The 26,110-nt window shown below is 38.2% G+C and carries 22 protein-coding genes; 9 read left to right on the top strand and 13 right to left on the bottom strand.

What is annotated here, in order from left to right:
* The first annotated feature begins 41 nt into the window (after positions 1-41).
* Positions 42-512: a DinB family protein gene (locus PL_RS25360; RefSeq protein ID WP_235324495.1), complete on the top strand. Its 471-nt coding sequence runs from the start codon at positions 42-44 to the stop codon at positions 510-512.
* Here the strand turns inward: PL_RS25360 and PL_RS25355 are convergent, their stop codons facing one another.
* The 6 genes from PL_RS25355 to uxuA form a co-directional block, all read right to left on the bottom strand.
* Positions 513-2,192 (bottom strand): sodium:solute symporter family transporter, encoded by a 1,680-nt coding sequence (locus PL_RS25355; protein ID WP_041880635.1) that lies wholly within the window; start codon positions 2,190-2,192, stop codon positions 513-515.
* A 104-nt stretch (positions 2,193-2,296) separates the two neighbouring features.
* The gene (locus PL_RS25350) at positions 2,297-3,178 is read right to left on the bottom strand and encodes an inositol oxygenase family protein (RefSeq protein ID WP_041880638.1); all 882 of its coding nucleotides are present in this window, start codon (positions 3,176-3,178) and stop codon (positions 2,297-2,299) included.
* 116 nt (positions 3,179-3,294) lie between these two features.
* Positions 3,295-4,665: an MFS transporter gene (locus PL_RS25345; protein WP_348620658.1), complete on the bottom strand. Its 1,371-nt coding sequence runs from the start codon at positions 4,663-4,665 to the stop codon at positions 3,295-3,297.
* 45 nt (positions 4,666-4,710) lie between these two features.
* On the bottom strand, positions 4,711-5,532 hold the full coding sequence (locus PL_RS25340) for an SDR family oxidoreductase (protein ID WP_041880641.1): 822 nt from the start codon (positions 5,530-5,532) through the stop codon (positions 4,711-4,713).
* A gap of 5 nt (positions 5,533-5,537) precedes the next feature.
* Positions 5,538-6,956 carry a glucuronate isomerase gene (gene uxaC, locus PL_RS25335; protein ID WP_041880643.1) on the bottom strand — a complete coding sequence of 473 codons (1,419 nt, stop codon included), beginning with the start codon at positions 6,954-6,956 and terminating at the stop codon, positions 5,538-5,540.
* 14 nt (positions 6,957-6,970) lie between these two features.
* On the bottom strand, positions 6,971-8,179 hold the full coding sequence (gene uxuA, locus PL_RS25330) for a mannonate dehydratase (RefSeq protein WP_235324496.1): 1,209 nt from the start codon (positions 8,177-8,179) through the stop codon (positions 6,971-6,973).
* Positions 8,180-8,505: 326 nt separating this feature from the next.
* Here uxuA and PL_RS25325 point away from each other — a divergent pair, with 326 nt between their 5' ends.
* Positions 8,506-9,522, top strand: a complete 1,017-nt coding sequence (locus PL_RS25325) for a LacI family DNA-binding transcriptional regulator (protein WP_041880644.1) — start codon at positions 8,506-8,508, stop codon at positions 9,520-9,522.
* On the opposite strand, the gene PL_RS25320 is transcribed toward PL_RS25325, so the two are convergent.
* Positions 9,519-10,793 carry a condensation domain-containing protein gene (locus PL_RS25320; RefSeq protein ID WP_348620657.1) on the bottom strand — a complete coding sequence of 425 codons (1,275 nt, stop codon included), beginning with the start codon at positions 10,791-10,793 and terminating at the stop codon, positions 9,519-9,521. The two genes, PL_RS25325 and PL_RS25320, sit on opposite strands and share 4 nt — an antisense overlap.
* Before the next feature lie 220 nt (positions 10,794-11,013).
* Between PL_RS25320 and PL_RS25315 the strand changes: the two genes are divergently transcribed.
* The 3 genes from PL_RS25315 (at position 11,014) to PL_RS25305 (ending at position 15,135) form a co-directional block, all read left to right on the top strand.
* On the top strand, positions 11,014-11,487 hold the full coding sequence (locus PL_RS25315) for a hypothetical protein (protein ID WP_041880652.1): 474 nt from the start codon (positions 11,014-11,016) through the stop codon (positions 11,485-11,487).
* A gap of 103 nt (positions 11,488-11,590) precedes the next feature.
* Complete coding sequence (locus PL_RS25310) at positions 11,591-11,932, top strand: PadR family transcriptional regulator (protein ID WP_041880653.1); 342 nt, start codon at positions 11,591-11,593, stop codon at positions 11,930-11,932.
* Positions 11,929-15,135, top strand: coding sequence for a glycosyltransferase family 117 protein (locus PL_RS25305; RefSeq protein WP_052496190.1), 3,207 nt, complete (start codon positions 11,929-11,931; stop codon positions 15,133-15,135). The genes PL_RS25310 and PL_RS25305 overlap by 4 nt, the downstream gene beginning before the upstream one ends.
* A gap of 190 nt (positions 15,136-15,325) precedes the next feature.
* Here PL_RS25305 and PL_RS25300 read toward each other — a convergent pair whose 3' ends face one another.
* Both PL_RS25300 and PL_RS25295 read right to left on the bottom strand, forming a co-directional pair.
* Positions 15,326-16,051 (bottom strand): glycosyltransferase family A protein, encoded by a 726-nt coding sequence (locus PL_RS25300; RefSeq protein ID WP_041880655.1) that lies wholly within the window; start codon positions 16,049-16,051, stop codon positions 15,326-15,328.
* Between the two features lie 86 nt (positions 16,052-16,137).
* Positions 16,138-16,932, bottom strand: a complete 795-nt coding sequence (locus PL_RS25295) for a hypothetical protein (RefSeq protein ID WP_041880656.1) — start codon at positions 16,930-16,932, stop codon at positions 16,138-16,140.
* 506 nt (positions 16,933-17,438) lie between these two features.
* Between PL_RS25295 and PL_RS25290 the strand changes: the two genes are divergently transcribed.
* On the top strand, positions 17,439-17,951 hold the full coding sequence (locus PL_RS25290) for a hypothetical protein (protein ID WP_041880658.1): 513 nt from the start codon (positions 17,439-17,441) through the stop codon (positions 17,949-17,951).
* Between the two features lie 41 nt (positions 17,952-17,992).
* Entirely contained in the window at positions 17,993-18,787 is a 795-nt protein-coding gene (locus tag PL_RS25285) for a hypothetical protein (RefSeq protein WP_041880660.1), read from the top strand.
* A gap of 132 nt (positions 18,788-18,919) precedes the next feature.
* On the opposite strand, the gene PL_RS25280 is transcribed toward PL_RS25285, so the two are convergent.
* Complete coding sequence (locus PL_RS25280) at positions 18,920-19,519, bottom strand: helix-turn-helix domain-containing protein (protein WP_052496191.1); 600 nt, start codon at positions 19,517-19,519, stop codon at positions 18,920-18,922.
* Positions 19,520-19,967: 448 nt separating this feature from the next.
* Between PL_RS25280 and PL_RS25275 the strand changes: the two genes are divergently transcribed.
* Complete coding sequence (locus PL_RS25275) at positions 19,968-20,618, top strand: DUF6266 family protein (protein ID WP_348620653.1); 651 nt, start codon at positions 19,968-19,970, stop codon at positions 20,616-20,618.
* 140 nt (positions 20,619-20,758) lie between these two features.
* Here PL_RS25275 and PL_RS25270 read toward each other — a convergent pair whose 3' ends face one another.
* The 3 genes from PL_RS25270 to PL_RS25260 are packed head-to-tail and all read right to left on the bottom strand — an operon-like array spanning position 20,759 to position 22,906.
* The gene (locus tag PL_RS25270) at positions 20,759-22,033 is read right to left on the bottom strand and encodes an MFS transporter (protein ID WP_041877359.1); all 1,275 of its coding nucleotides are present in this window, start codon (positions 22,031-22,033) and stop codon (positions 20,759-20,761) included.
* Between the two features lie 4 nt (positions 22,034-22,037).
* Entirely contained in the window at positions 22,038-22,262 is a 225-nt protein-coding gene (locus PL_RS25265; protein ID WP_041877361.1) for a hypothetical protein, read from the bottom strand.
* Between the two features lie 53 nt (positions 22,263-22,315).
* The gene (locus PL_RS25260; protein WP_041877363.1) at positions 22,316-22,906 is read right to left on the bottom strand and encodes a TetR/AcrR family transcriptional regulator; all 591 of its coding nucleotides are present in this window, start codon (positions 22,904-22,906) and stop codon (positions 22,316-22,318) included.
* A gap of 103 nt (positions 22,907-23,009) precedes the next feature.
* Between PL_RS25260 and PL_RS25255 the strand changes: the two genes are divergently transcribed.
* Entirely contained in the window at positions 23,010-26,081 is a 3,072-nt protein-coding gene (locus PL_RS25255; RefSeq protein WP_041877364.1) for an AsmA family protein, read from the top strand.
* The last annotated feature ends 29 nt before the right edge of the window (positions 26,082-26,110 follow it).

Here is a 26,110-nt window from a genome sequence, read left to right as displayed (position 1 = left end):
CCTCTAAAATCTTAAACAAGATGAATCCAGTTAGCAACAAAATGTATTCAATCATAGTATTATATGATATGCATACCACATTTTTCGCCAGAGCTCTTGAAGACATTTCAGAAAAAGACGCACATAGCAGATTAGACACCAGGGCAAATCACATCGCCTGGATTACCGGCAGTCTGGTAGAAGGAAGATACGAAATGGCGGCCATTCTGGGCAACAAACAGCAACAAGCTGCACATGAGCTCTTCAAAGACCATAAAGGTATCCAGGATGACGTCAGTTATCCATCACTGGAATCCTTTAAGCAGGACTGGATAAAAATCAGTGCAATCTTAAAAGATCTGCTACTCCAGATCACTGATGAAAAACTTGATACAGCCTTTGAAATGATGCCAGGCCATACCTTTTCTATTTACGAGCTGATTACCTTCACCACCTACCGCGAGGCCAGCTGTATCGGACAGATTGCTTTATGGAGAAGACTGCTGAACTATCCGGCAATGAAATATGATTAATTACCAGAACCGGGCATAAATAGCAATTAACAGCATCAGAATAGACACAATCAATATAATTGAAGACGGCTTCAGTTTAAACATATCTGTGTCCAGTTCAAAAGCTTTCGGATTGATTTTAGGCCCGGCTAAACTTGTTCCTGCCATAACTAATACCGTAATGATAAATGACCAGCTCAGACAGATGAAAAACGGAATCTCATAAATACCGTCCATATTTGGAAAAGCGGTATATAAAAGCGTTTCCGGGCCAAATACCCTGACAGCAAATTCATTAAAGAAAACTGAGATTACAAAACCAAAAATAATCCCTGTAAAAGCAGCCAGACTATTGGTTCGTTTCCAGAACATTCCTAAAATGAAAGTCGCAAAAACGCCCGGGCTGATATAGCTGGTATATTTCTGAACAAAGGTATAGCCCCCCGATCTGCCTATACCCAACAGGTCATTCCAGGTAAAGAGTACGGCAACCACCATTGAAATCACAATAGCTATACGCCCTATCCAGACCATCCGTTTTTCATCTGATAACTGATTGATATGTTTTTTATAGATATCCAGGGTAAAAATGGTAGAGATACTATTACATTTACCCGCCAGTGAGGCTACTATAGCTGCTGTTAAAGCCGCAGCAGCTAAACCTTTTAGTTCTGGTGGTAAAAGACCAAGAATTGCAGAATAAGCACTGTCTTTTCCTCCTGTTAACTGCAAATGTCCGCCTTTATACAACACATAAGCTATAATTCCGGGCAGCATGACAATTACCGGCATTAATATTTTAAGCAAACTGGCAAATAGAATTCCTGTACGCGCGGTTTGCAGATCTGCACCTAAGGCACGCTGTGTGATATACTGATTACAGCCCCAGTAGTTCAGGTTACTGATCCACTGACCGGCAGCATACATACCTACTGCTGGCAGAATAAGATATTTATTGATATCAGCCTGCGCTGCCCCTGCTTTTGGTTTTGCCAGCATCAGATGAAAGTGTTCCGGTGCCTCTTTAAGTAATACTTTAAAACCGGCGATAGCTTCACTTCCTACACCAAATCTTTCTCCGACAATAGTTAGTGCCATATAAGTTGTGGCAAGCCCGCCGATGATTAAAACGCCTACCTGAATCACATCTGTATAACCGATTACCCGCATTCCTCCAAGTGTAATTATAATTGCAAATACAGCCAGACAGACCATAACCACATGAAAATAATCACCACCAATTAATCCATTAATCGCTAACGCACCCAGATATAAAATGGACGTTAAATTGATAAAAACATAGAGAAAAATCCAGAATATACTCATAATAAGCGCGACACTCCCATTATATCTGTTTTTCAGAAACTGAGGCATGGTATATATCTTATTTTTAATATATACGGGCATAAAAAACACAGCGACAATAATCAGTACTGCTGCGCCCAGCCATTCATATACCGATACAGCGATCCCGGCAAAAAAGCCATCGCCGCTCATACCAATAAATTGTTCTGCCGAAATATTAGAAGCTATAATTGAGGCACCTATGGCCCACCAGGTCAGTGATCCTTCAGCTAAAAAGAAACTTTTGGAGTCATTAACTTTACTTTTCTTTCTGTAAACGTAGTATCCATATAAAGCAACTATGATAAAATAAATTATAAAGACGCTTATACCCCCTATGGAGAGTTTCGGGTTCATATCTGATAGTTAAGGGTTGAAGGCGATCAGATTCATTACATTTACAAACAAGACCGTCATCGATAAATGTAATAAATCTAAAATAAATTTGCTGCAGTAATTGTCTAAAACCGCAATTTAGCAGGCAGATATTTAGCCACCAGATTTTCATAATAAGGCTTCAGCTCTTTCCAGTTGGGAGGAACAGGGCTTTTGGAATACAGATCAAACGGATTAAACAGGTTTACCCATTTAAACATCTCTTTATCATGACTGTTCATCAAATGATCATAGGCATTTTCACGATGCTGAGGATAAAATGAATGATAACGAAGCATATATAAACCCTCTTCTGGCAGATAATCTTTTAGTAGATGATAAACATATTCATCATGTCCCCAGGTCATAATCACTTTATCCAGACCACAATTAGGTTCATAAATACCATATTTTGTACTGTATAACGGATGATGCACATCCGGATTTTTAGCAAAAAATTCAGAAAAAACTATCCGGTCAGAAAAAGCGCAGCCTACAGGATAACTATCTCCAACTACAGCCCATTGCGGCTCACCAAACAGACATAATACTTTGCCCATATCATGGAAAAGACCAACCAGAACCATCCAGTCAGGATGTCCCTGAAGCCGGATTGCTTCACTGGTTTGCAGCAAATGCTGAAACTGATCAAGGTCAGTATCAGGATCTGAATCATCCACCAGCTTATTCAGAAAATCGAAAGCTTCCCATACAGACATTTCCATTTGATCAAACTTCAGATAATCAGCCCTTTTCCTGCTGACAAAATCAAAAGTCTGATTGATATGCTGCAATCTGTAAAATTCCTTTACAGATGCTTTTTCAGAAGATTCATAATTTCGGAATTCTTCCGTGTCTTTTTCCTGATTAATTGTTTTCGGGTCCGGATAACGCGCTAATAAATCGTCTTCCCACTGGTCAAGCGAACTTAACGGATTTTGCTGATCTGATCTGATTACTTCTTTCATTTTTTTCTAAATAAATATGAAAACAAACGTTACGGACAACCAAGCTGATTACTAATTAATTACAACCATCTCTTTCATTCTAATTTAATTAAAAATCAGCAAATTATCTACAAAAATTATAAATCTTTAATCACACTATACCTTGGCACCAATGACTTCATAACCATCCAGGCAACCACATAAGTTACCGCGCAAATTGTAAACATGATGGTATAACCCGTCTGAATATGGCCCAGTGATTTATAATAATCGAACAGCCCACCACCTAGTTTAGACATAAATACGCCCCCTAAACCACCAGCCATACTTCCGATACCAATTACAGAACCAATACATTTTTTCGGAAACATGTCAGAAACAGTGGTAAATATATTTGCTGACCAGGCCTGATGAGCCGATGCGCCAATTCCGATTAAAATCACCGGAACCCAAACGCTGATATGCCCCAGTGGCTGCGCAAGCAATACCACAAGCGGGAAAAGTGCGATAATCAACATCGCCTTCATTCTTCCGTCATAAGGAGTATAACCCTTTTTCATAAAGTACATAGGGAACCAGCCTCCGCCTATGCTACCAATCATGGTCATGCTATACAACACCGCCAATGGCACCATAATATCCGTATTATCCATACCATACTGCACTTTAAGATAAGAAGGCAGCCAGAACAGGAAAAACCACCAGACACCATCGGTCATAAATTTTCCAAAGGTAAATGCCCAGGTCTGTTTATAGCCCAAAAGCTTAAACCAGGATACTTTTTCCGGTAAAACATCATGAACTGGCACAGCCGATGCTTCATCAGGCTCAAACTGAATATATTCCAGTTCAGTTTGACTTAAACGCTGCTGTTTTTCAGGCTTCTCATAAAATATAAACCAGAAAAACAACCAGATAAAGCCCACTGCACCAATAATCATAAATGCAGACTCCCATCCCCATTTTTCAGCGATCCAGGGAACCGTTAACGGAGCCAGAATTGCCCCAACATTAGCCCCTGAATTAAAAACCCCTGTTGCCAGTGATCGTTCTTTTTTAGGAAAATATTCGGCTGTAGCTTTAATTGCAGCCGGAAAATTTCCAGATTCCCCAAAACCCAGTACAGCTCTGGCACAAATAAATCCCAATACCGAAACGGAAATACCTGTAATTCCAAATACCGCCAGCATAGCCGAAAGTCCCTCTCCTAAAAAAATAGCTTTAGCATGCAGGATCGCTCCCAGACACCAGATGATTAAAGCTACCGCATAACCCCATTTTGTCCCTAACCGGTCCACTATCCGACCAGCAAAAAGCATCGAAACTGCATAGACCAACTGAAAAGCAGAAGTAATATTTGCATAATCACTGTTTGTCCAGTTAAACTCTGCTTCGAGCCTGGTATGCAAAAGACTAAGAACCTGTCTGTCAAGATAGTTAACCGTTGTAGCAAAAAACAACAACGCACAGATTGTCCAGCGGTAGTTACCCACTTTTTTTTCGTTCATTATATTTGGTTTGGTTTAGGTTTGGTTTGTGGTTGATTATATAGATCAGACTCCTCCAAAAACAGAGAATCCTCCGTCTACGCAGATCATTGCCCCGGTAACAAATTGAGAAGCATCACTTAACAACCATACCAGTGTACCTTTTAATTCATCAGGGTGACCAAAACGTTTAAAAGGAGTTTGTGTGATCACTAAACTACCCCTATCGGTATATCCACCATCAGGTTTAGTCAGTAAATCACGATTTTGTTCTGTAAGAAAAAATCCTGGTGCAATAGCGTTCATTCGGAGACGATCCCCATATCGGTTAGCCATTTCAACAGCGAACCACTGGTTATAATAGTCCACAGCAGCTTTACCCATATTATAACCCAGAACTTTGGTAATTGCTCTTTTGGAATTCATTGAAGAGATATTTACGATACTGCCTTTCCCTGTCTCTGCGATAGCAGCCCCAAATATTTGTGAAGGAATAATCGTCCCCCATAAATTCAGATCCATTACTTTTCTCATTCCGTCCAGGTTCATTTTAAAGATATCCTCTTCAGGTTTTAAAACACCTTCAGGCTGATTACCACCTGCCGCATTGACCAGTCCGTCAATCTTTCCAAAATGATCAAGCACCTGTGTTCTGCAATCCAGCAATTGCTTTTCATCCAGCACATCTGCTACCAGGGCCAGCGCATTCCCTCCCGCCTGATTAATGGCATCCGCACGTTCGGAGGCTACCTGAGCATTACGCCCTAAAATACCTACCGAAGCTCCGGCTTCTACTACTGCATTCACAAATGCACCGCCCAAAATACCCGTTCCCCCGGTTACTACAATGATCTTATCTTTTAATGAAAATGAATTCTCTGCTGACATATAATTTAATTTTGTGGATTTAAGCCGAAATAGTTTTTAGCGTTATGATAACAGATGTCACTGATCATCCCTCCCACCCATTTTTCATCATCAGGCAACAAACCCGTTTCCATTTCTGAACCTAAAAGATTACATAATATTCTTCTGAAATACTCATGACGGGAATAAGATAAAAAGCTTCTGGAATCAGTCAGCATTCCAATAAATGAACTGACAATCCCCATATTGGACAAGGCATTCAATTGCTTTTCTATCCCATCTTTCTGGTCTAAAAACCACCAGCCAGAGCCAAACTGCATTTTACCTTTTACCCTGCCATCGGCGAAATTGCCAAGCATGGTGGCTATCATCTCATTATCAGCCGGATTCAGGTTATAAACGACAGTGCGGGTTAACTGATCCGTTAAATTCAGATAGCTTAAAAACGCAGTCAGGTTCTCGGCATGCTTATAATCACCGATAGAGTCAAAACCTGTATCTGGCCCCAGTTTATGCAACATACCTATATTATTATTTCTGATTGCACCGATATGAAACTGCTGCACCCAGCCTCTTTGATGATACATTTTACAAAGTTCAGTCAAGATCAGACCTGTAAAAGCATCCGGATTGGAAAACACAGCCTGATCAGATTTCAGGAACACTTTAAACTCCTGCTCCTCTGCCGGACTCAATGTAAACCGGGATGGCAAAATGCTTAAACCATGATCAGAAATCGAGCAGTGGTGTAAGTCAAAGAAATCAACTCTGTTTTTTAAAGCATCCAGCAAAGAGCTAAGATCTGTAATGGCTATACCCGATTTTTCGGACAGTAATTTAAGATAATGCTTAAATGAATCCGGCTTGCTGATCGCAAAAACTTTGTCCGGCCGGAATGACGGTTTTACCCTGATTTCAAATCCCTCATTGTTTAACTGCTGATGATAGGTCAGATCGTCACAAGGATCATCGGTAGTACTGAGCATTTCAACCTTAAATTTTTTCAGCAAACTACGGGATGTAAACCCATCCTGACTTAAAAGCTCATTGGTACGCTGATAAATACTATCCGCAGAGCCCGCATTTAAATATTCATGAATACCAAATGGGTTTTTGAGTTCCATATGTGTCCAGTGGAACAGCGGATTTCTCAAAGTCGCTGGTACAATATCAGCCCATGCCTTAAATTTATCATAGTCGCTGGCATTACCGGTAATCAGCCGCTCATCAACTCCCAGAGCCCGCATTGCCCTCCATTTGTAATGATCACCTTTTAACCAGATTTCTGTCAGGTTGGCAAATTTCTTATTTTCTGCAATTTGCGATGGAGCTAAATGATTATGAAAATCGATAACAGGCAGGTTTTTAGCATATTCATGATAAAGCAAAACAGCCTTTTTGTTAGTTAATAAAAAGTCATCAGTAATGAGAGTACCTTCCGTCATATCTTTTTTTCTGTTTAATATTTATTCTTCAGTAAATATTCATTAAGGATGCCAAATTCAAGCCCTCTGAGTTCTGCCAGACCTTTCAATCTACCAATTGCAGAATAGCCCGGATTCGTTTTTTTATGCAGGTCATCCAGCATCTGATGTCCATGATCAGGACGTACCGGAATACTGATTTTTCTATCCTGCTGCAGCTTAAAGATCTCTTTAACTACCTGATACATATCAACGTCGCCTTCCAGATGATTATCTTCAAAAAAATCGCCGTCCTGATTCCTTTTGGTACTGCGCAAATGGATAAAATTAATCCGTTCAGCAAACTCACTAACCATTGCCGGTAAATCATTATCTGCACGGACCCCGAATGAGCCGGTACAAAAGCATAAACCATTACTTAAAGACGGAACAGCTGAAAAGACTCTTCTGAGCTGTCCCGCAGTGCTGACCACACGCGGCAAACCAAAAATCGGATAGGGCGGATCATCAGGATGCACCACCATTTTAATACCATTAGCATCAGCTACAGGTATAATTTCAGCAAGGAAATGGATCAGATGGTCACTTAGTTTTTCTTCATCAATACCCTGATACTGATCCAGAGCCAGTTGAAACTGTTCCAGTGTAAAACTTTCTTCGCTGCCGGGTAAACCAGCTATGACATTCCGTTGTAATAAAGATTTTGCAGCTTCATCAGCCTGATCAAACCAGGCTTTTCCCCGCAGAACTTCCTGCCCGGTATAGGCTGCCTGAGCATTGGGTCTTTTCAGTATAAAAACATCAAAGGCACAAACAGCAGCCTTTTCAAACTTCAATGCCTTAGCCCCATTCGGTAATTCAAAAGCCAGATTGGTACGTGTCCAGTCCAGCACAGGCATAAAATTATAAGTGACAGTTGTGATGCCACAAATAGCAAGGTTTGCTAAAGATTTTTTATAATTTTCAATATAGTGTTCAAAATTCCCGGTCTGTGTTTTAATTGCTTCATGTACCGGCAGGCTTTCAACCACATCCCAGGTCAAACCTGCCGCTGCGATCAGCTGTTTGTGCTTCCTGATCTCCTCAACTTCCCAAATTACCCCATTGGGGATATGGTGCAAAGCGCTCACCACACCACTACAGCCTGCCTGTAAAATAGCGGTCAGACTCACCGGATCATTCGGACCAAACCAGCGCATAGTCTGAATCATTATATATATATCTGATTTCTCTGCTGAACTCATTATTCAAATTCTTTCTATAAAATTATTCTTAAATTCTTTCCTTATGTTATCGCAATTTATAAAAGGCATGATGCATATTAGTTATGAAATCTGTCGCAATAGTCTGTCAAACGTTTGATTCTCCATTTCAAACGTTTGAAATAAAACTGCTTTTTGCCCTATTTTAACTGCTTCTGATATATTATTCAATATCACATTTATTTAACAATTAAAATCTGCAGATGGGGCGTAATTATTAAATTCCCGGCGATAAACTCCTTAATCATGCAAATCAAACGTTTGATATGATTATTATATTTATATTTAGAGGATCGTTAACTAACCTAATGAGTACAAAAACACCAGTCACGCTGAAACTTCTGGCACAAAAGCTGAAAATTTCTATATCCACAGTATCCAAAGCACTTAACGACTATCCTACTATTAATGCTTATACCAAAGAAAGGGTAAAGCAAATGGCTGCAGAACTGCATTTCACGCCAAATAAATCAGCACTTAATCTCCAGATTCAAAAGTCCTATACCATTGGTATTATCCTGCCCGATCTGATGGATCACTACTTTACCAGGAGTATTTTTGGAATTGAACAGCATGCCCGGCAGTATGGCTATAATGTAATTATTGGTCAGTCTTATGATGACCTGAAAAAGGAAGTCGATCTGGCTAACATGTTATTAAAAAGCCGCATAGATGGTTTAATAATTGCCATTTCCAAAAACACCCAGAATTTTGACCATCTGGATATGTTTGAAAATCTGGGTTTACCCATAATCTATTACGGCAGAAATCCCAGTTTTAACTTAAGCTGTCACAAAGTGTTGAGCAATACCTATCAGGGATGTTATAAAGCGACTGATTTTTTAATTAAACGCGGACATCAGCGGGTTGCCTACCTGGGAGGCCCAAAAATGATCAGCTTTACACACGACAGGTTCAAGGGCTATATTAATGCACTGAATGACAATCACATTCCTTTTGACGCCAGTCTGGTAGCCTATACTGATTTTGATCAGACCAATACCAATAATGCCATCAAAGAACTATTCTATCATAGCGAAAATCCGCCTACTGCACTGGTAGCCTTCAAAGAACAGATCTTATTTGATGCGATGAAATATCTTCGTGCCAATAAATATGAAAAAGTTGAACAAACCGAATTTATTGGGTTTGGAAATATGCCATTTATCAGATATCTGGATAACCCTCCTCTTGCTTCTATTGAAGAAAACCCCGAGTCAATTGGTGAAAATGCAATCAGACTGCTCTTAAAATTAATTGACCAGAAAACAGAGACAACCGAGTACCAGGAAGTCATGGTTGACTGCGAGCTTGTCTTACATTAACAGGCTTCAGGCATACTAACTACCTCTCTGAGTAAACCCATTGCTTTTTCTTTGACTGCAACAGCATTTGCCTGTGTCAGGAAATGTTCATCAGATGTGATGATGAAATCGAGCTGCCCTCTGAAAGTGGAGGCGATTAATGTGGATGGGTTCCCAAAAGGAAATATGGTTACAGGAGAATACAGTTTCTCCACTTCAATAACACCATAATTTTCTTTAATACAGGTCTTTCCAATATTTGAAAAGGTGAAATCATGAGCTCCGGAGTCTGCCCTGGCTAATTTGGTAATCCTGGACAGAGAAGGTAACAGCTGCTCACTTAGCAAAAATGCTTTATTGACATTGGTTTTATTTATCTTCAGGAGAAGCTCATCCCTGAACAAATGCACCTGATTCCAGAAGCTAATAGCCCCTCCTCCTTTAAGGCTTAATCCAACCATTTCCGGAAAAGCAAATAACATATCATTTTTTATACTGGTAAGGAATGTGCGCATATCTACCGCACAAAAAAGTTTGTTATATGATTTGATACTTTCAACACTATTAAAAGCCTTTAAAAATATAACTGCCAGTACCGCATTTGGAGAGACCCCTTCTTTTTTACACTTGTCCAGGATCAATGCAGATTCTTCATTATCCAGTTTCCAGTGCATCAGATAAGGTTTTACCCGCTTAATCTCCTTTTTTGAAGACGCTGCAAGCAAGGCCAGTTTAACCACATTTTTGGCCAGAAAAACCATCAGCAGATTGAGCTTGCTTTTTCTTACTGACTCCGGAATAAAATCATTCAGTGAACTGAATGATTCATAACTAGCCAGCTCTTTCTGAGGGTGCCCCAGCAGAGATAAAGTTTCATCCAGCAAATTGATAATAGCTCTTCCATCACATATACAATGATGACATACCACAATTAAATCTGAAGCTGTTGGCGATTTCAAATATACAACCCGCATTAACGGATCATTATTGATAACAAATGGGGTCTGGCATTCATAACTCGCTTCTTTTTTCCAGTCTTCATCAGTATAACGGTTAGCCATCCGGACAGGTATTTCAGCAATATACTCCCGGGTCACAAAATGCGGTATACCTGCCTCATCTTCCATCACATTAACACTCAGTAAAGGATGCCTGCCCTGAATCTTTATCAGGGCAGCGTGCAGTTCCAGCACATCAATACAGCCCCTGATTTTTACTGCAGCAACTACATTCACTGCCATACTCCCTCCACCATACATAGTCCCTTCAACTAATGTTAGCTTTCTATTCATAATATTTATACCTGGTTATGATAAAAATACTATTTGTGCCAGCAGACAAACAAGCGTGCTAATACGCAATAATTGTAACAATTATCTAAGTAAAAACCCCTCCTGTTACGCTTAATTTAATTTAAGTTCATGATATACAATTAGATTTGCTAGATTGTATTTGATTTAATCAATCAATTAAAACCCTCTTTAACAATAAATTAACCTTTAACCAAACCACATGAAATTTCAATTATTACTTCTGGCGGGATTAACCAGTCTTGCCGCCTGCAAAGATCAATCAGAAAAGACAGCTTTATCTTCAACAGCATTAACTAATCAGTCCATTAACGGTACATGGAAACTCATTTCCAGCAAAGTTACCACAGGTACAAAAACAGAGGTTACCTATCCGGTAAAAGGTCAGGAAATGATTAAATCTTTTAATGGCACTCACTTTTCTTTTTTCAACCATGATTTAGCAAAAGGTAAAGTACCAAATCCTGTTTATAACAGTGGTGCAGGAACTTACATATTAAAAGGTGACCAATACCAGGAACACCTGGAATATTGTAACCACCGTGACTGGGAGAACAGGGATTTCAAATTTACGCTGACTTTAAAGAATGATACTATTATTCAAAAAGGCATTGAAAAGATTGATAGCCTGAATATCAATCAGGAAATCGTGGAAATCTATTCCAGGTTAAAATAGGTTCAGTTCCCTTCCATTTCCGTTTAGCTGAACACTCCGAAAAAAATAATTAAACAACATACATAATTTTCCTATGTATATAGGAAAATTATATATTTGTACTATGAGTACAGCAAACGGAATGTTAAAAGGCAGTCTTCAAACTATCATTTTGAAACTCCTTCAGGAAAATGATAAGATGTATGGTTATGAAATCACACAGAAAGTAAAAGAAATCACGAGCGGTGAAATTAAACTTACTGAAGGTGCAATGTATCCCAGTCTGCATAAAATGGAGGCCGAAGGGATGTTGTCTACCAGTACCGAACTGGTAGATAACAGGGTACGCAAATACTATACACTCACTACCGCAGGAAAAAAAGAAGTAGAAAACAAACTCCAGGAAGCGGAGAGTTTTATCGGGAATCTGCAATTACTGCTTAACCTAAAATCCAAACTCTCATGAAGCTAACTGCCCAACAGCATTTGGAAATTCGTCAGCATCTTCTGGGCTTATCGCTGACAGAAAATATATTTGATGAATTATATGATCATCTGATTACTTCCCTGGAGCAAAAACCATCATCAGCCAAATTCAATATGACTGATGTACGTGAGCTGATTGATACAGAATTCAGTGATCTTATAAATACCCCGGAAGAAAAGAAGAAATACAACCGCATCAATGTCATTGCTGGTTTTATACTTTTTAGTATTGCTCTGCTTACCTACTGGTTAACCATGGAGCCTACCGCCAGTTTTTACGACTGCGGGGAGTTTATCGCTACTGCCAACAGATTACAGGTTGGACACCAGCCAGGCGCACCACTTTTTCTGATGATCGGTAAGTTATTCAGTCTGCTTGCTATGGGTAACACTGCAAATATTGCCTACTGGATCAATTTCAGTGCTGTTCTGGCCAGTGCGACTACGATCATGTTTTTATTCTGGACCATAACCGCACTGGCTGCAAAAGTTTACAGAAGAGAAAAAATCGGCAAAAAGACTTACAGTATTATAGCTGCCGGCGCAATAGGTGCCCTGGCCTATACCTTTTCTGATACTTTCTGGTTTTCGGCCGTAGAATCAGAAGTTTATGCGCTTTCCTCGTTATTTACCGCAGTTACCTTCTGGGCTATACTCCGGTGGGAAAGCGACACCAATAACCGTTGGCTGGTTTTTATATCTTTTATCGTAGGTCTTTCCATTGGCGTGCATTTACTGAGTTTACTGACCATCCCTGCGGTAACTTTAGTTTACTACTTTAAAAAAACAGAGAAACCAGGACTTATTGGTATCACCAAAGCTTTTCTGACAGGTTGTGTGATTGTTGGAATAGTACAGTTTGTACTGATCCAGTATTTTGTGCTTTTTGCTGCCAGAACCGACCTCCTGTTTGTCAATACTTTCGGCCTGTTTTTTGGCTCCGGAGCGCTATTCTTTGTCCTGATGTTTGCCATACTCATGTACCTGGCCATCCACTACTCAGTGCGCAGACAAAAATACAATCTGAATATGGGGCTGCTGTGTCTGGTATTTATTCTCTTTGGTTTCAGTTCCTATTTGATGATCCTGATCAGAGCTGATGCAAAAACCAACATTAACCTGAGTAACCCGGATCAGCCTTTCTCTCTTTACGAGTATCTGGGCAGAGTGAACTATGGGTCAACCCCACTGGTTTACGGGAATACTTTTGATGCTAAGGTAGTGGAGAATAAAGAAACTGGAAATACTTATCGCAAAGGGACTTCAAAGTATGAGATATCCGGCAAAACCTATAAGACCACTTATGACAAAAACATGTTGTTTCCGAGAACTTTCAGTCAGAAACCCGGACATGATAAATATTATCAGCAATGGCTGAACCTCAGCGAAGGACAAACGCCAACATTTACTCAGAACCTTACTTTTTTCACGTCATGGCAGCTTAACTATATGTACTGGCGTTATTTCTTATGGAATTTTGTGGGCAGACAGAACGATATACAGGGCCATGGAGGAATAGAAAATGGCAACTGGATATCCGGCATTAAAACACTGGATGCTATACGTCTGGGCAATCAGTCTGACCTGCCTGCAACTGTGACCACCAATGCCGCACATAATGTTTATTACGGTTTCCCGCTGATTCTTGGAATTGCCGGCCTGATCTGGTTATACCGCAGAAACAAAACTGATGTCATTGTAATTCTTACTTTGTTTTTCTTTACCGGAATAGCGATTATACTTTATCTTAACCAGGATCCTTTGCAGCCCAGAGAAAGAGATTATGCTTATGTGGGTTCTTTTTATGCCTTTGCCATCTTTATTGGTTTTGGTGTCCTCGCAGTCAAAGAAATCCTTTCCAGGGTTACCAGACAAAGACTGAGCCTGATTATGGCTACTGGTATATGTTTACTGACAGTTCCTGTATTAATGGGCATACAGGGATGGGACGACCATGACCGCTCGCATAAAAGTACTGCAACCGACTGGGCTAAAAACTATTTAAATTCCTGTGCTCCGAATGCTATACTTTTCACCAATGCAGATAATGATACTTTCCCGCTCTGGTACGCGCAGGAAGTTGAAGGATTCAGAACAGATGTAAGAGTAATCTGTATGCAGTTCCTTCCTGATGCTTCTTTTATTAATCAATTGAAGAAAAGGGTGAATAACTCCGCCCCTCTTCCTATCAGTATGGGAGAAGAAAAATATGTTTCCGGTGTCAGGGATTATCTTCCTTATGTAGATTATGGATTAACTGATAGTGTAGAACTCAAAGATCTGTTCTCTGTAATGACTTCCGATAATAAAGAAGATCAGGTACAGATGACTGACGGATCATTCATGAATTTCCTGCCGGCCAGAAAACTCAAACTGACAGTAGATGCGGAACAACTGGTTAAAACACATACCATCACTCCTGCCCAGAAAGCCAATGTCGCAAAAACGATGGAATGGAGCTTTAACAAATCATATGTAAGCAAAGGTGATTTAGCCTTGTTTGATATCCTGGTCCATAACAATTGGGAACGCCCGATATATTTTGCGACTTCAGTATCAGAAGATACTTATGCCGGGCTGGATAAATATCTTTACCTGGAAGGTTATGCCTACCGTCTGTTACCTTTTAAAAGCGAAACAAACGATCTCCGTGATAAAAGTGACAAAACAAATTCTGATGTCATGTATAGCAATGTCATGAACAAAATAGATTATTCAGGATTTCATAAAGCCTCGTATCTGGATCAGGAATCTAAAAGAATCGTATTTTCCACCTGGGGATTTAACAATACACTGGCTGCTAATCTGATTATGGAAGGAAAGCCAGCTCAGGCAACCCGATTGCTGCAGAAATGTTTAAAAGATTTACCATTAAACAATTATACGGTCAGAGATACGATTAACAGAATTTATACTATTCAGAATTTATATGCACTGAATCACCAGAAGGAGGCTAATCTGCTAACTAAACAAACTACTGATTTCCTGGCTCACGAATTCAATTATGTCTGTACACTTTCACCAGAATTTCAACAGGGCTATTTGCAAAATACAAGAATAAGTCTGTATGTGCTGGGTGAACTTGATAAATTGACTGCCGGCTACAAACAACAGGAGCTTAACAAAACGATTAAAAGTATATATAGTCAAATGATAGATCAGTCGGGTATCAGCAGGAGCTGATCTGTTAATGGATTACAAAATGAACATTGTTTTTTCAGACCATTCTGCTATAACAATAATTTTTGGTAAATAGATTTATGATTAGTAAGTCCTTCTAAAATCATCACTTTTTTCAAACATGCCGCTTGCAAACTTCTTCTGTTTTGCAAGTGGCAGATGAGTCCAGGAAAATAAAAACCGAGTCTGCTTTTCATAATTTCCTAACCTCATATATTAATTGCGAGCCTTCATGCCTTAAGCTTGAATCTTCAAGTTTTAGAACTCCGTTTTTTACCTGCTCAAAGTCATAACTCCATTTATACCCTAACGTTTTCCTTATAACCGATCCAATCATGGTTTCAGGAGAAGTAGTGAGGGAACCGGGATGCCTTCTCCGGATATATAAGAACTCATTTATATTCTTTATACTTTTCAAAATAAAAAAACTGTTGAACAAAAACTTGGTGTCATTCCCAAAAATTCTCACTTCTGATAGTTTCCCGCACTCATTGAATGCTTTTCTTGTGATTGCAGAAGTTGGATGAAGCAGTGAATGCCAGGGACCTGATTTTAATGCGGCAGTTACATCTGTCAGAAATCGAACTGCTTGAACAGTTCTATTATAATAATCCAATCTGAGTTCGTGAGAGCCACATAACTGGCAATCATGCTTTCTCATATAATCTGATATTCTTTCAAATCGATCTGAACAAGGCATATCATCCGAATCTTGAAAAAAGATAAGTTCATTGTCACTCAAATTGATCAGCCTATTTCTGATTACGTAAGGGCCAACCGGATTAGGTGTGAAATTATAAAAAGAGACGTTAGCATAGTCATTTTTGAGTTGAAATAGGTCTTCTGTTAATCCCTGGTCAATACCGACATATATTTCTTCTTCACTTATATGCGGTAAAAAAGAGAGGACATTTCTCAAATATTGATTATCTCCCCGATGAGGAATTATTACATCATAATCACTTATGGATGTAGCACTATTTATTTCAAAAGGGATTTGCCTGATTAAAATTCCTTTGTAATCGAAATTGTGTAAAATAGAAATGCCACATAAAATGGATAATTTGCTAATAGACTACTGTCAACCGCATCTATATACACCCCGAATTTTTGATTAAAATAATTATTTAACCAAGCGCAGATTATTGATCCATAATGATGATCATCAACATAACCCGTTGTTTGGAATCCGGTGCGGTACTCTGGATGAAATCCTGTAAAATTGGCCTCAATAACATAATATTGATCATCTTTTGTGAGTGCAATATCCCATGCGATCATCGTTCCCTGCAAAATCACATCAGGCAATTTTCGCAAAACCTCATTTACAAATCTCTCTACCTCAGTACGTTTGTCTGATGGTATTTGTCCTTGCATGACATAAACAAGACCGGGAATAATATCTTTAGAAAATGTATGTACCCTAAATTCGCATTTAAGGTCTAGTTTCTTTTGAAGCATATAGCTTTCATATTCAACACTACGTTCATTGTGGAGTTTTGCAATAGAATCAAATTCTGCTGTTTTATCCCAATTTTTATTAGAAAAGGACGCGTCACCTAAAGTTGCTTTAAGAAAGAACCCATTAGCAAATAACTCTTTGATTTGCCAAACCCCATTAGGTTGATTTAGTAGCTTAGAGAAACTAAGTGTTTTGGGCATACAGTCAGGAAAATAATAATTTAGGATTTGATACTGCCTAAATTTGTTTTCTAATCTCCATTTAAACACATGATGTTCATTGATATTTAATTTATGCAGTATAGATCTGACGATAAATGCTCCGTAATTTCCTGACAAATTTGACAATAAACTTGAATTAGCCTTTAGTTCAAAAGTTCCGGTTTCAGAGTTTCTTTTTACCTCAGGTAAATCATACCTTTCAATTCATAAATCACATTCCGTAAATCATCTGGTGCTATCATCGTAATAATCTGGTAGATAAATTTACGGACAATAGGATATAGAATTGGAGACACTAGTCCCAATGTTCTATTCACCGAATTCCAAATAAACATGATCGATTTTAATTTTAAAGTTTCAGACCAACACAGTATGTCATTTAAAAGCAATGTTAATCTATTTCTTAATATCTCGAATTCTATAATTTTCAGTATAAATCAATTTAGTAATAAGCACTTTCAAGAATGAGACAAATGACTTCGCTTAGAGAAGTCCAATATTATACATTTGAGATACAATCACTTAGTTCTTTTTTAAAAGCACAAGAATGAAGCTCCTGGATTAAATAAGGATATGGAATTGGCAAGCATGGATAAATAATGTATACCCCAATTTAAATTATCATGAAAAAGAAACAAATAAATTCGGAAAAGGCTAAAACATATTTAATTTTATTTGGATCTATTACTGATCCTGGAGGTGGTGGTGGAGATCCTGGTGGTGGTGGTGGAAATCCAGGCGGCGGCACCCAAAATTGTATTGACGAAATGGAAGCTGCGCTTGCAGGTCAAGCAGTTAATATTTCTGTATCAAGTGTGACTACTGATATAGATTCAGCTAACAGGTATATAATATATACGTGGACAGCTTATAGAGGCTTATTTAATTCTTATCAATTTAACAGCGTAGATGTAGGTTATCAGCAATTGGTAAGTGGGGCCTGGCAATTTACATCTATCGCACACCAAAACGTATATTTAACAGGGTCAACTGGTGGTTTTACAGTAGCTTATACTGATATATTACCTCCAAATGGTGTTGTCGTTGGTTCACATTTAGCAACGATGACATTAAACTTTAAAATAAGGGGAACTACTTATTGTTTTGGTTTACCTATTGAAGGAGATATTGATTAGCGGAGTTGCAAGCAAGTCATTCACAGTATAATTGATTAAAAATGAAGTTCTTTCTTAAAATAGCCTTAATAGTCCCTTTTGTCTTTGTTTATATAGGTTTTAACAGTTTTACCCTGAATGAAGATTTAAAAGACTTTAAGGCTATTCACATCACGAATACCTGGGAAGTCCCACAAAAAACTGGGGAACATATTACATTTACACGCTCTCCTGATCTTATTTATTCAAATAATTACACAATATTAAGAGAGCCTTACAAGGTTACTAATACTTATGTAAAAATAAACAATTCAGGACAAGAAGTTCCTGATCCAATGAGGCCGGCAACACTTGAAATTCGTTATCGATATTTCATTTCTAAAAAGGGTGAAAAATATGGCGTTTGTTATAATTCGATCTCTGATTCAACAGGTAAAATTTATCCATTAGATTCATTAATCAAAGACTTTTTACATTTCCCATCTCTTTTTTACTATGGAAGGGGTAAAGGAAAAGATTCTATTAAATTCATAAAAGATTATAAAAATGGTTATCTGACTGAAATAATTACAAACAGAAAGATGTCAGAGAGAGATCCTGATTCCTCCTATTTTTACTTTAGAAAAAAACCTCTTGATTATTCCTTTCTGATCAAAGATAAGCGGTCAGACAATATGTATCTCTATAAAGCCGTCATAATTTTCAATCATATTCCAAAGGCTGATCTTATCAATAATGTTAGCGAAGAAAAAACAAAATTTAAGCATTCATTTGAACTTAAAGAAGTCGATGTACCAGATAAAGAAAACCTAAAAATTCTTATTAAAAAATTCAAAAGATCATCCGAAGGTAAATGATACCATAACTGCCTCTGATCATCTCCTTCTTTTATTTTTAATTTAACCTGTAAATTATCATTACTATTTTAGTCTTTTGGTTCTTTTTTAAGGTGGTTTATTGATAAATAAATCGATAAATCCCTCTTAACTTCATCTTAGAAATCTAATAGCAGGCTGGTATAACACCTTTTTCTTATGATAACATCTAATACTATTAATGAGGATCATCACTCCATTGATTACATAAAATACAGGCATAATCATAATTATTTCCATTATCCCATTACTGTGTTCACTGAGATTTGGAAGTGGGATTGACACATTGAACATCACACTAATTAAAACGAGGGCATATAACAAGAATACAACTAAACACCATGTAATTTGAAAATTCACAAGACGTTTTCCAGTTTCGTTAATATTTCTAACCTTGTCTTTCTTTAACATCCAGATAACAAGCGGAACGATAATTCCTAACAAAGGAAATACAATAAAACACAGTGCAGATATATTTAGAAACACTAAAAATCCCTTGTCATCCTGTTCAGCCCGGTCTATCAATTCATCAGGGGCAACGTTTAGCGCATTTGCTATTCTTTTCAATGTATCACCCCTTGGTTCAGTTTCACCGGCTTCGATTCTCTGAACCGTTCTCAGATTAATATTAGCAGTCTCAGCCAATTGCTCCTGACTAAAACCTTTACGGTTACGCAGTTCCTTAATTTTTTGAGATATCTCTGTATTTTTCATACTTTATTATTTGGTATTATAAAGATAGGCTAAGACTCCATTTTTCCTTACGACTTGTTTACGGCATAATTACGACATGTTTGTCCAATCCTATTTAATAAGGTAAAATCAACTAAACTACATCCCTAACATGGAAATTCCAGTGATTTTGATCAGCTGATTCCCGTTTAAATATAATCATCAGTTTCTTGAATATGATGACCGTGCAGAGCGAACAATTCAAGCTAAAAAACACGCCAAAAACCATCGTTATAATCTATTGATAATAAGCATACTAGCCATACTTTGTTCAGACATCATTCAGACATTGTTCAGAGGTTATACAAACAAGGTTCAGCTTCCTTCGAATAAAGCTTGAATAAGGTCTTAATAATTAATTATTTAAACACTTATAGCTATAATTCTACAATACCATTTCCCCTATATTGTAACATCAATCAGATCGATTATGGCAATTATACAGGAAGGCACCGTACTGGCAGGTATCAGAGGAAGAATCGGAAACGTCGTTATTTATACCTGGAAGAACAAGGTATGCGCACGGTCATTACCTGCCAAACCCCGTAAAAAAAGACCTAGAACTATCCCTCAGCAGGCTCAGGCCAATAAAATGAAGGTATTAAGTCCGTTTTTAAATGCTGTTACTCCATTTTTGAGAACCGGCTTCAAACAAATAGCCGAAGAGCGGAACATTACGGCAAACAATGCAGCCAAATCCGTGAATATGCTGACAGGCGTTAAAGGTGAATTTCCTAACCAGGAGATCAATTGGGATACGATTCTGGTAGCCGATGGCCCACTCCAAAAACCAGAAAATGTAACCGTTCAGGTAGCAGAAAATGCCTTTCATTTCAAATGGGATAAGGATAAAACCGAAACGGGTAATCCGGGTGACAGGGCTATCATTCTGTTATACAGTAAAACCTACAGGCGCCCCCATATCAATTACAGTGGTGCCCGCAGAGACGAGTTAAAAGACACCTTTTACCTCGATCCTTTTTACCTGAAAAAGAATACCTACGAAGTATTTATAGCCTTTAAAGATGTCATGAGCGACGAAGTGTCCAAAAGCGTCTATTGCGGCAGATTCATAACCTGATCAGCTATATCCTGTCAAAAAAAATGGCTGAATAACTTATTTCCTGAGAAATGAGTCATTCAACCATTCATTTAAGGCAATGCAGTAACCATCAGCGACAAGTTAATTTGTCACTCTGGTCACCTCAACCCTGGAGCAGATTAAAACTCTGCTGCTAACAATTCTGCTTTTTCAACATCAGGAGCTGCTTCCGGTTTCTTTTTAGTCAGTTTGTTTACTCTGTACATCAGAAAAATACTGATTAAAGTAACCGCAACGACAACAAAACCAACAGTATCATAATGTTCTATCGGGCTGAATTTAGTTTGCTGAACAACTATCATTCCTGATGCTGCTGCAGCAATACCTCCGGCAATCTGCTGCATAGAAGAGTTAATACTCATAAATGCACCTCTGTCTGCCATGTCAGGAATTGCACTGGTTAAGGCCGAAGACGGAACCATCCTGCTCATTATTCCTATCATCATCAGCACATTCAGACCTATCACAATCCAAAATGGTGTTGCAGATAAATTGGTATAGGCCACACAGATAATCATCGTCCAGATTGAAGCAATACTGAAAATTCTAAATTTACTTACTGTATCACTTAAACGGCCGATCAGCGGCATAATGACCAGTGAACTTACTCCTGATACCATAAATAATAAGGGTAATTCTTCGGGAGTAACACGTAAATTGTTTACTGCAAACACACTACCAAAAGGCATCATCATAAAACCACCTATAGAAAGCGCTGCTGTTGCAGCAAAACCAATTCTGTAATTCTTCTTTGAAACCGTATGCCAGAGATGTTTGAATGCAGATTGATCACGCTGTAAACCAAGATGTTTGTTAATTGGCTTTAACACTGTTACAATTAGAACAGCTATAATGACTGCAACTATTGCAACCATAACAAATGGAGACTCCCATCCCCATTTATTGGCAATATATAAACCGATTGGAATACCCAGTACCTGGCTTGCACCAAAACCCATCTGTATAAATCCCATCACTCTTCCTCTCTGCTGTAAACTGAAAAGATCTGTAATAATAGCCATAGAGATAGAACTGATTACACCGCCAAATAAGCCTGTGATAATACGTGCAGCTACCAGCAGTTCAAAAGAATTGGCCAGACTGCATAAAAAGGTTCCTACAATAAAACCTGTGTAAAAAAATAAAAGCAGTTTTTTACGATCAAAACGATCCGCAAAACCTGCGGTTAATAAACCTGAAATCCCTGCGCTGAAAGCATAAGCAGAAACTGCAATCCCGAAAGATGAAGGTTTCATACTTAATGACTTAATCAGCATATCTCCTAAAGGAGACATCACCATAAAGTCAAGTATAACAGTAAATTGAGTCATTGCTAAAATAAAGATGACGATCTTTTGATAGCCTGAAAAAGGTATAGTTCCTTTAGTTTCCATAAAATTAAGTTAACTCACAGCAGCTATAGCCGTGATCCTGGACCATTTCTATGATGTCATCATGCTTTAAGCTGTAAGAAACAATTCTTAAAACATAATCTTCATCATCGAGATCCACATTCCATTGTTCGATATTTTTGTTTTTATCCAGTAAAGGCTGCAAAGCCTGTTTATCCTCTTCAGATTTTATATCTGTTCTAAAAAGCAGGATATGGTTGAAATTTTCCATTTTTTGTCATTTTAGGTTCTGTTTAAATTCGTTGTTAAAAAACTATTTACAGTTTATTCTCTCAATCCTCTCACAACAAGATGAAAAGCCTCCCATAACATAGCATCTGTCATTTTGAATGGTCTTCCTCCGAGACTTTGCCCCTCGTTGTTAAATTTGATTAGTGCATACAGCGGAGCAAATGCAACCGACCAGAAAACCTCAAAAGGCATTTCCTTTACTTCTCCCCTGGCTACTATATTCTCATTAAACTTTTTAAAAGGCACCAAAGCATTTTCCATCAAAGCTGAAAGAAATTGTTCCTGGTAAACAGAGGCTCTCATTTGTTCATTGAAACGAATCAGTGTAGGATTATTGATCAGGTAACGGTAACGATTCTCCCACTGCAGGCGCAATCCGTCTTCAAATGAGGCTTCCGTATCAAAATTGTAGAGCATTGATTCTCCCATTAGTTTACCATGTTCAAGTGCAAGCTGAGAAAGAAGATCATCTTTGTCTTTGTAATAAATGTAAAGTGTGGCTACGGAAATACCACAGGCTTTGGCAAGCTTATTCATACTAAAACTTTCAAAACCGCCTTCTGCAATAGTTTCTACAGCGATTTTTTTGACCAGATTCTCTTTCTCTATATCTCTTGTTCTCATAATAATCCAATGATAGTACAAATATAAGTGAATATTCATTCATTAATGAAATAATAAATAAAATATATCTTTGTACCCACACACATCTTAATCATCTACCAGATTGAAAAAAGTACTGAAAATCACCGGAATAAGTATTGTCTCCTTAATTCTGCTGATCCTGTTAGTCCCCTATCTCATACCGGGCACTATATCAAAAGAGATAGAGACACGCATAAATGATAATATTAATGGAAAAGTTGAATTTGAAAGCACGAGTTTATCTTTCTTCAAACACTTTCCTTCGCTAACACTCAGCCTCAATAATTTTACTTTAAAGGGCTCAGCCCCATTTGAAAAAGAGACGCTGATTCAGGCTAAGCAATTATCCTTCCGTCTAAATCTGAGTACTATTTTCTCCAAACAGGTCAGGATTGATCAGGTATTTCTGGATCAGGCTAATATCAATATTCAGGTAGACGAGAAAGGAAATGCCAATTACAATGTCTACAAAAGCAGTAACAGCCCTAAAAGCTCTCCCGACAGCAGCTCCGCAGCCATAAAGATTGAAGGAATTTTCATCAATAAAAGTAACCTGGTTTATAATGATAAATCAATTCCGATGAAAGTTAGTGCAAAAGGATTAAATTATACAGGTAACGGCGATCTGAGCAAAGCAATTTTCGACCTGAAAAGTAATGCCAGAATAGATTCACTGGATTTATATTATGATAATGCACCTTACCTGCTGCACAAAAAGATAGATGCAAAACTGCTGACCAAGATCAATACAAACTCACTTGACCTGATGTTCAATGAAAATGATCTGAGAATAAATACGCTGCCCATCCTTTTTGTAGGTAAATTTTCATTCCTGAAAGACGGATATGATATTAATTTCAGGACAGCTGCTAAAGAAACTGATCTTCATAACATTTTCAATGTATTGCCGCCATCAATTGCCAACCGGCTGCAAAAGACAACGGTTAAAGGTTATGCTGAGCTTAATGCGTCTTTAATAGGTAAGTACATTGCAAAACGCAGGATCATGCCTACATTATCTTTTAATATCAAAGTACGGGAGGGTGAGATCGCCAATGCAAAAGCACCGGAAGCCATCACTAAGCTGTATCTGAATTTGCAGATGAAGCTGCCCAGCTTAAATCCTGACAGTTTATATATTGATATGGACAGCCTGTATTTTAACATGGGCAAAGATTATGTAAAATCAGTGTTTAAACTAAACGGCTTAAAAAAACCTAAAGTCCATATTGATACCAGAGGATCAATAGACTTAACCAAATGGGGGAAAATATTTGAGGTAAGCAACTTAAGAGGCACTTACACTATAAATCTTAAAGCTGACGGACAGTTTACCAGAAGAATAGTCAGAAGTGGTATCAGACAGATAGATACGGTCAGTGTGATCCCAAAATTCACCCTGAAATCATCCCTGCGTAACGGATATTTCAAATATCCTTCGCTGCATGCTTCAATTGATCAGATCAACTTCAATATTGACGGGCATAACAACGACGGGAACTATAAACATACAGAATTGAATATCAGCGATATTAATGTGCAGGCATTAAGCAATTATATCAGAGGATCGGCCAGTATATTACCTGGTCAGATGGCTATAGATGTCAAGTTAAAATCGATGATCAATCTGGCCCAGATCAAAGAGTTTTATCCGCTGAAAGACCTTGAATTGAATGGTGAGCTGAACATGGATCTGCAAAGCAAGGGTGTTTACAATAAAAAAAGAAAAACTTTCCCGGTCACAAAAGCATTTTTCAAACTGTCAAACGGAAGAATTAAAACTGCTCATTTTGCGCAGCCTATGGAGCAGATTGTAGTTGATGGAACACTGATTAACAGGGATGGCACTTTAAGAGGTACTCAGGTCAATATCAAACCTGTCTCCTTTATCATGACCGGCCAGCCATTCCAGTTGAAAGCAGCAGTCAGAAACTTTGAAAATGTATCTTATAATATCACTTCAAAAGGCACCATAGATATCGGAAAAATGTATCAGTTTTTTGCTGTCAAAGGATATAATGTCAACGGAACGGTATTTACTGACCTGTCCTTAAAAGGGCTTCAGAGTGATGCAATGGCTGGAAATTATCAAAAACTTAATAACAAAGGCCGCCTGATCGTGAATAATATCAATCTTCAGTCTGATCTCTTTCCAAAATCATTCCTGATCAAAAATGGTGTCTTTTCTTTCGCGCAGGATAACATGAAATTTGAGAAATTCAAAGCCAGTTATGGAAAGTCAGATTTTACGATGGATGGTCAGCTGGGCAATATCATTAACTATGTACTGACGCCAAATGCAAAGCTGACAGGGAATTTCAATTTTCAGAGTAATCGCATTTTTGCTGATGAGTTAATGGTGTATAATACACCTCAGCCTATCCCGGGCACACCTGCAGGAAGCAATGGGGTAATCCTTATTCCTTCCAATCTGGATGTTACTTTATCTGCTGATGCGGGTACGGTATTCTATAATGATCTCCAAATCAAAAATGCAAAAGGCAGTCTGGTTTTAAAGGATGGGACATTAGCCTTAAACCAAACCAGCTTTAACCTGATAGATGCTGCAGTTAATATGGATGCTACTTATAAAAGTATAACACCTAAATCTGCAGTTTTTGACTATCATATTTCGGCCAAAGAATTTGATATTGCAAGAGCTTATAAGGAGATTAAAATCTTCAGAACGCTCGCCACTTCGGCTTCAAAGGTAAAAGGTGTGGTTGGTCTGGACTATCAATTATCAGGAAAACTGAATCAGGATATGATGCCGGTATATCCTTCACTTAAAGGAGCTGGTGTATTATCCTTAAAGAAAGTTAGCTTAAGCGGTTTTAAAATGATGAATGCAGTGAGTAAAGCAACACGCAGAGATAGTTTAAATAATCCTGATTTACGTGATGTACAGATTAAATCTGCTATCAATAAGAATATCATTACTATAGAAAGATTTAAGATGCGCATTGCTGGTTTCAGACCACGTTTTGAGGGACAGGTTAGTTTTGACGGCCGCTTAAATATGAGCGGAAGAATAGGCTTACCTCCTTTCGGCCTGATTGGTATTCCCCTGACAATTACCGGAACACAGGATAAACCAGTTATCACTTTAAAAAGAAACAAAGAGGCTAAACTCGAAGAAAAAGAGGAAGAATAGTATGCTTTGGCCAAAAGCTTCAAATAGAA

Source organism: Pedobacter lusitanus (assembly GCF_040026395.1).
In the GTDB taxonomy this organism is placed as follows: Bacteria; Bacteroidota; Bacteroidia; order Sphingobacteriales; family Sphingobacteriaceae; genus Pedobacter; species Pedobacter lusitanus.
The sequence above is the reverse complement of the archived record's forward strand: the minus strand, read 5'-3'. Positions and strand labels throughout refer to the sequence as shown.

Excerpts from the sequence above, each read along its gene's own strand:
- PL_RS25315 (WP_041880652.1), top strand. The coding sequence starts at position 11,014 with ATGAAATTTCAATTATTACTTCTGGCGGGATTAACCAGTCTTGCCGCC.
- PL_RS25290 (WP_041880658.1), top strand. The coding sequence starts at position 17,439 with ATGAAAAAGAAACAAATAAATTCGGAAAAGGCTAAAACATATTTAATT.
- PL_RS25305 (WP_052496190.1), top strand. The coding sequence starts at position 11,929 with ATGAAGCTAACTGCCCAACAGCATTTGGAAATTCGTCAGCATCTTCTG.
- PL_RS25265 (WP_041877361.1), bottom strand. The coding sequence starts at position 22,262 with ATGGAAAATTTCAACCATATCCTGCTTTTTAGAACAGATATAAAATCT.
- PL_RS25310 (WP_041880653.1), top strand. The coding sequence starts at position 11,591 with ATGAGTACAGCAAACGGAATGTTAAAAGGCAGTCTTCAAACTATCATT.
- PL_RS25360 (WP_235324495.1), top strand. The coding sequence starts at position 42 with ATGTATTCAATCATAGTATTATATGATATGCATACCACATTTTTCGCC.
- PL_RS25350 (WP_041880638.1), bottom strand. The coding sequence starts at position 3,178 with ATGAAAGAAGTAATCAGATCAGATCAGCAAAATCCGTTAAGTTCGCTT.
- PL_RS25320 (WP_348620657.1), bottom strand. The coding sequence starts at position 10,793 with ATGAATAGAAAGCTAACATTAGTTGAAGGGACTATGTATGGTGGAGGG.
- uxaC (WP_041880643.1), bottom strand. The coding sequence starts at position 6,956 with ATGACGGAAGGTACTCTCATTACTGATGACTTTTTATTAACTAACAAA.
- PL_RS25355 (WP_041880635.1), bottom strand. The coding sequence starts at position 2,192 with ATGAACCCGAAACTCTCCATAGGGGGTATAAGCGTCTTTATAATTTAT.
- PL_RS25340 (WP_041880641.1), bottom strand. The coding sequence starts at position 5,532 with ATGTCAGCAGAGAATTCATTTTCATTAAAAGATAAGATCATTGTAGTA.
- PL_RS25325 (WP_041880644.1), top strand. The coding sequence starts at position 8,506 with ATGAGTACAAAAACACCAGTCACGCTGAAACTTCTGGCACAAAAGCTG.
- PL_RS25345 (WP_348620658.1), bottom strand. The coding sequence starts at position 4,665 with ATGAACGAAAAAAAAGTGGGTAACTACCGCTGGACAATCTGTGCGTTG.
- uxuA (WP_235324496.1), bottom strand. The coding sequence starts at position 8,179 with ATGAGTTCAGCAGAGAAATCAGATATATATATAATGATTCAGACTATG.
- PL_RS25270 (WP_041877359.1), bottom strand. The coding sequence starts at position 22,033 with ATGGAAACTAAAGGAACTATACCTTTTTCAGGCTATCAAAAGATCGTC.
- PL_RS25275 (WP_348620653.1), top strand. The coding sequence starts at position 19,968 with ATGGCAATTATACAGGAAGGCACCGTACTGGCAGGTATCAGAGGAAGA.
- PL_RS25260 (WP_041877363.1), bottom strand. The coding sequence starts at position 22,906 with ATGAGAACAAGAGATATAGAGAAAGAGAATCTGGTCAAAAAAATCGCT.
- PL_RS25285 (WP_041880660.1), top strand. The coding sequence starts at position 17,993 with ATGAAGTTCTTTCTTAAAATAGCCTTAATAGTCCCTTTTGTCTTTGTT.
- PL_RS25280 (WP_052496191.1), bottom strand. The coding sequence starts at position 19,519 with ATGAAAAATACAGAGATATCTCAAAAAATTAAGGAACTGCGTAACCGT.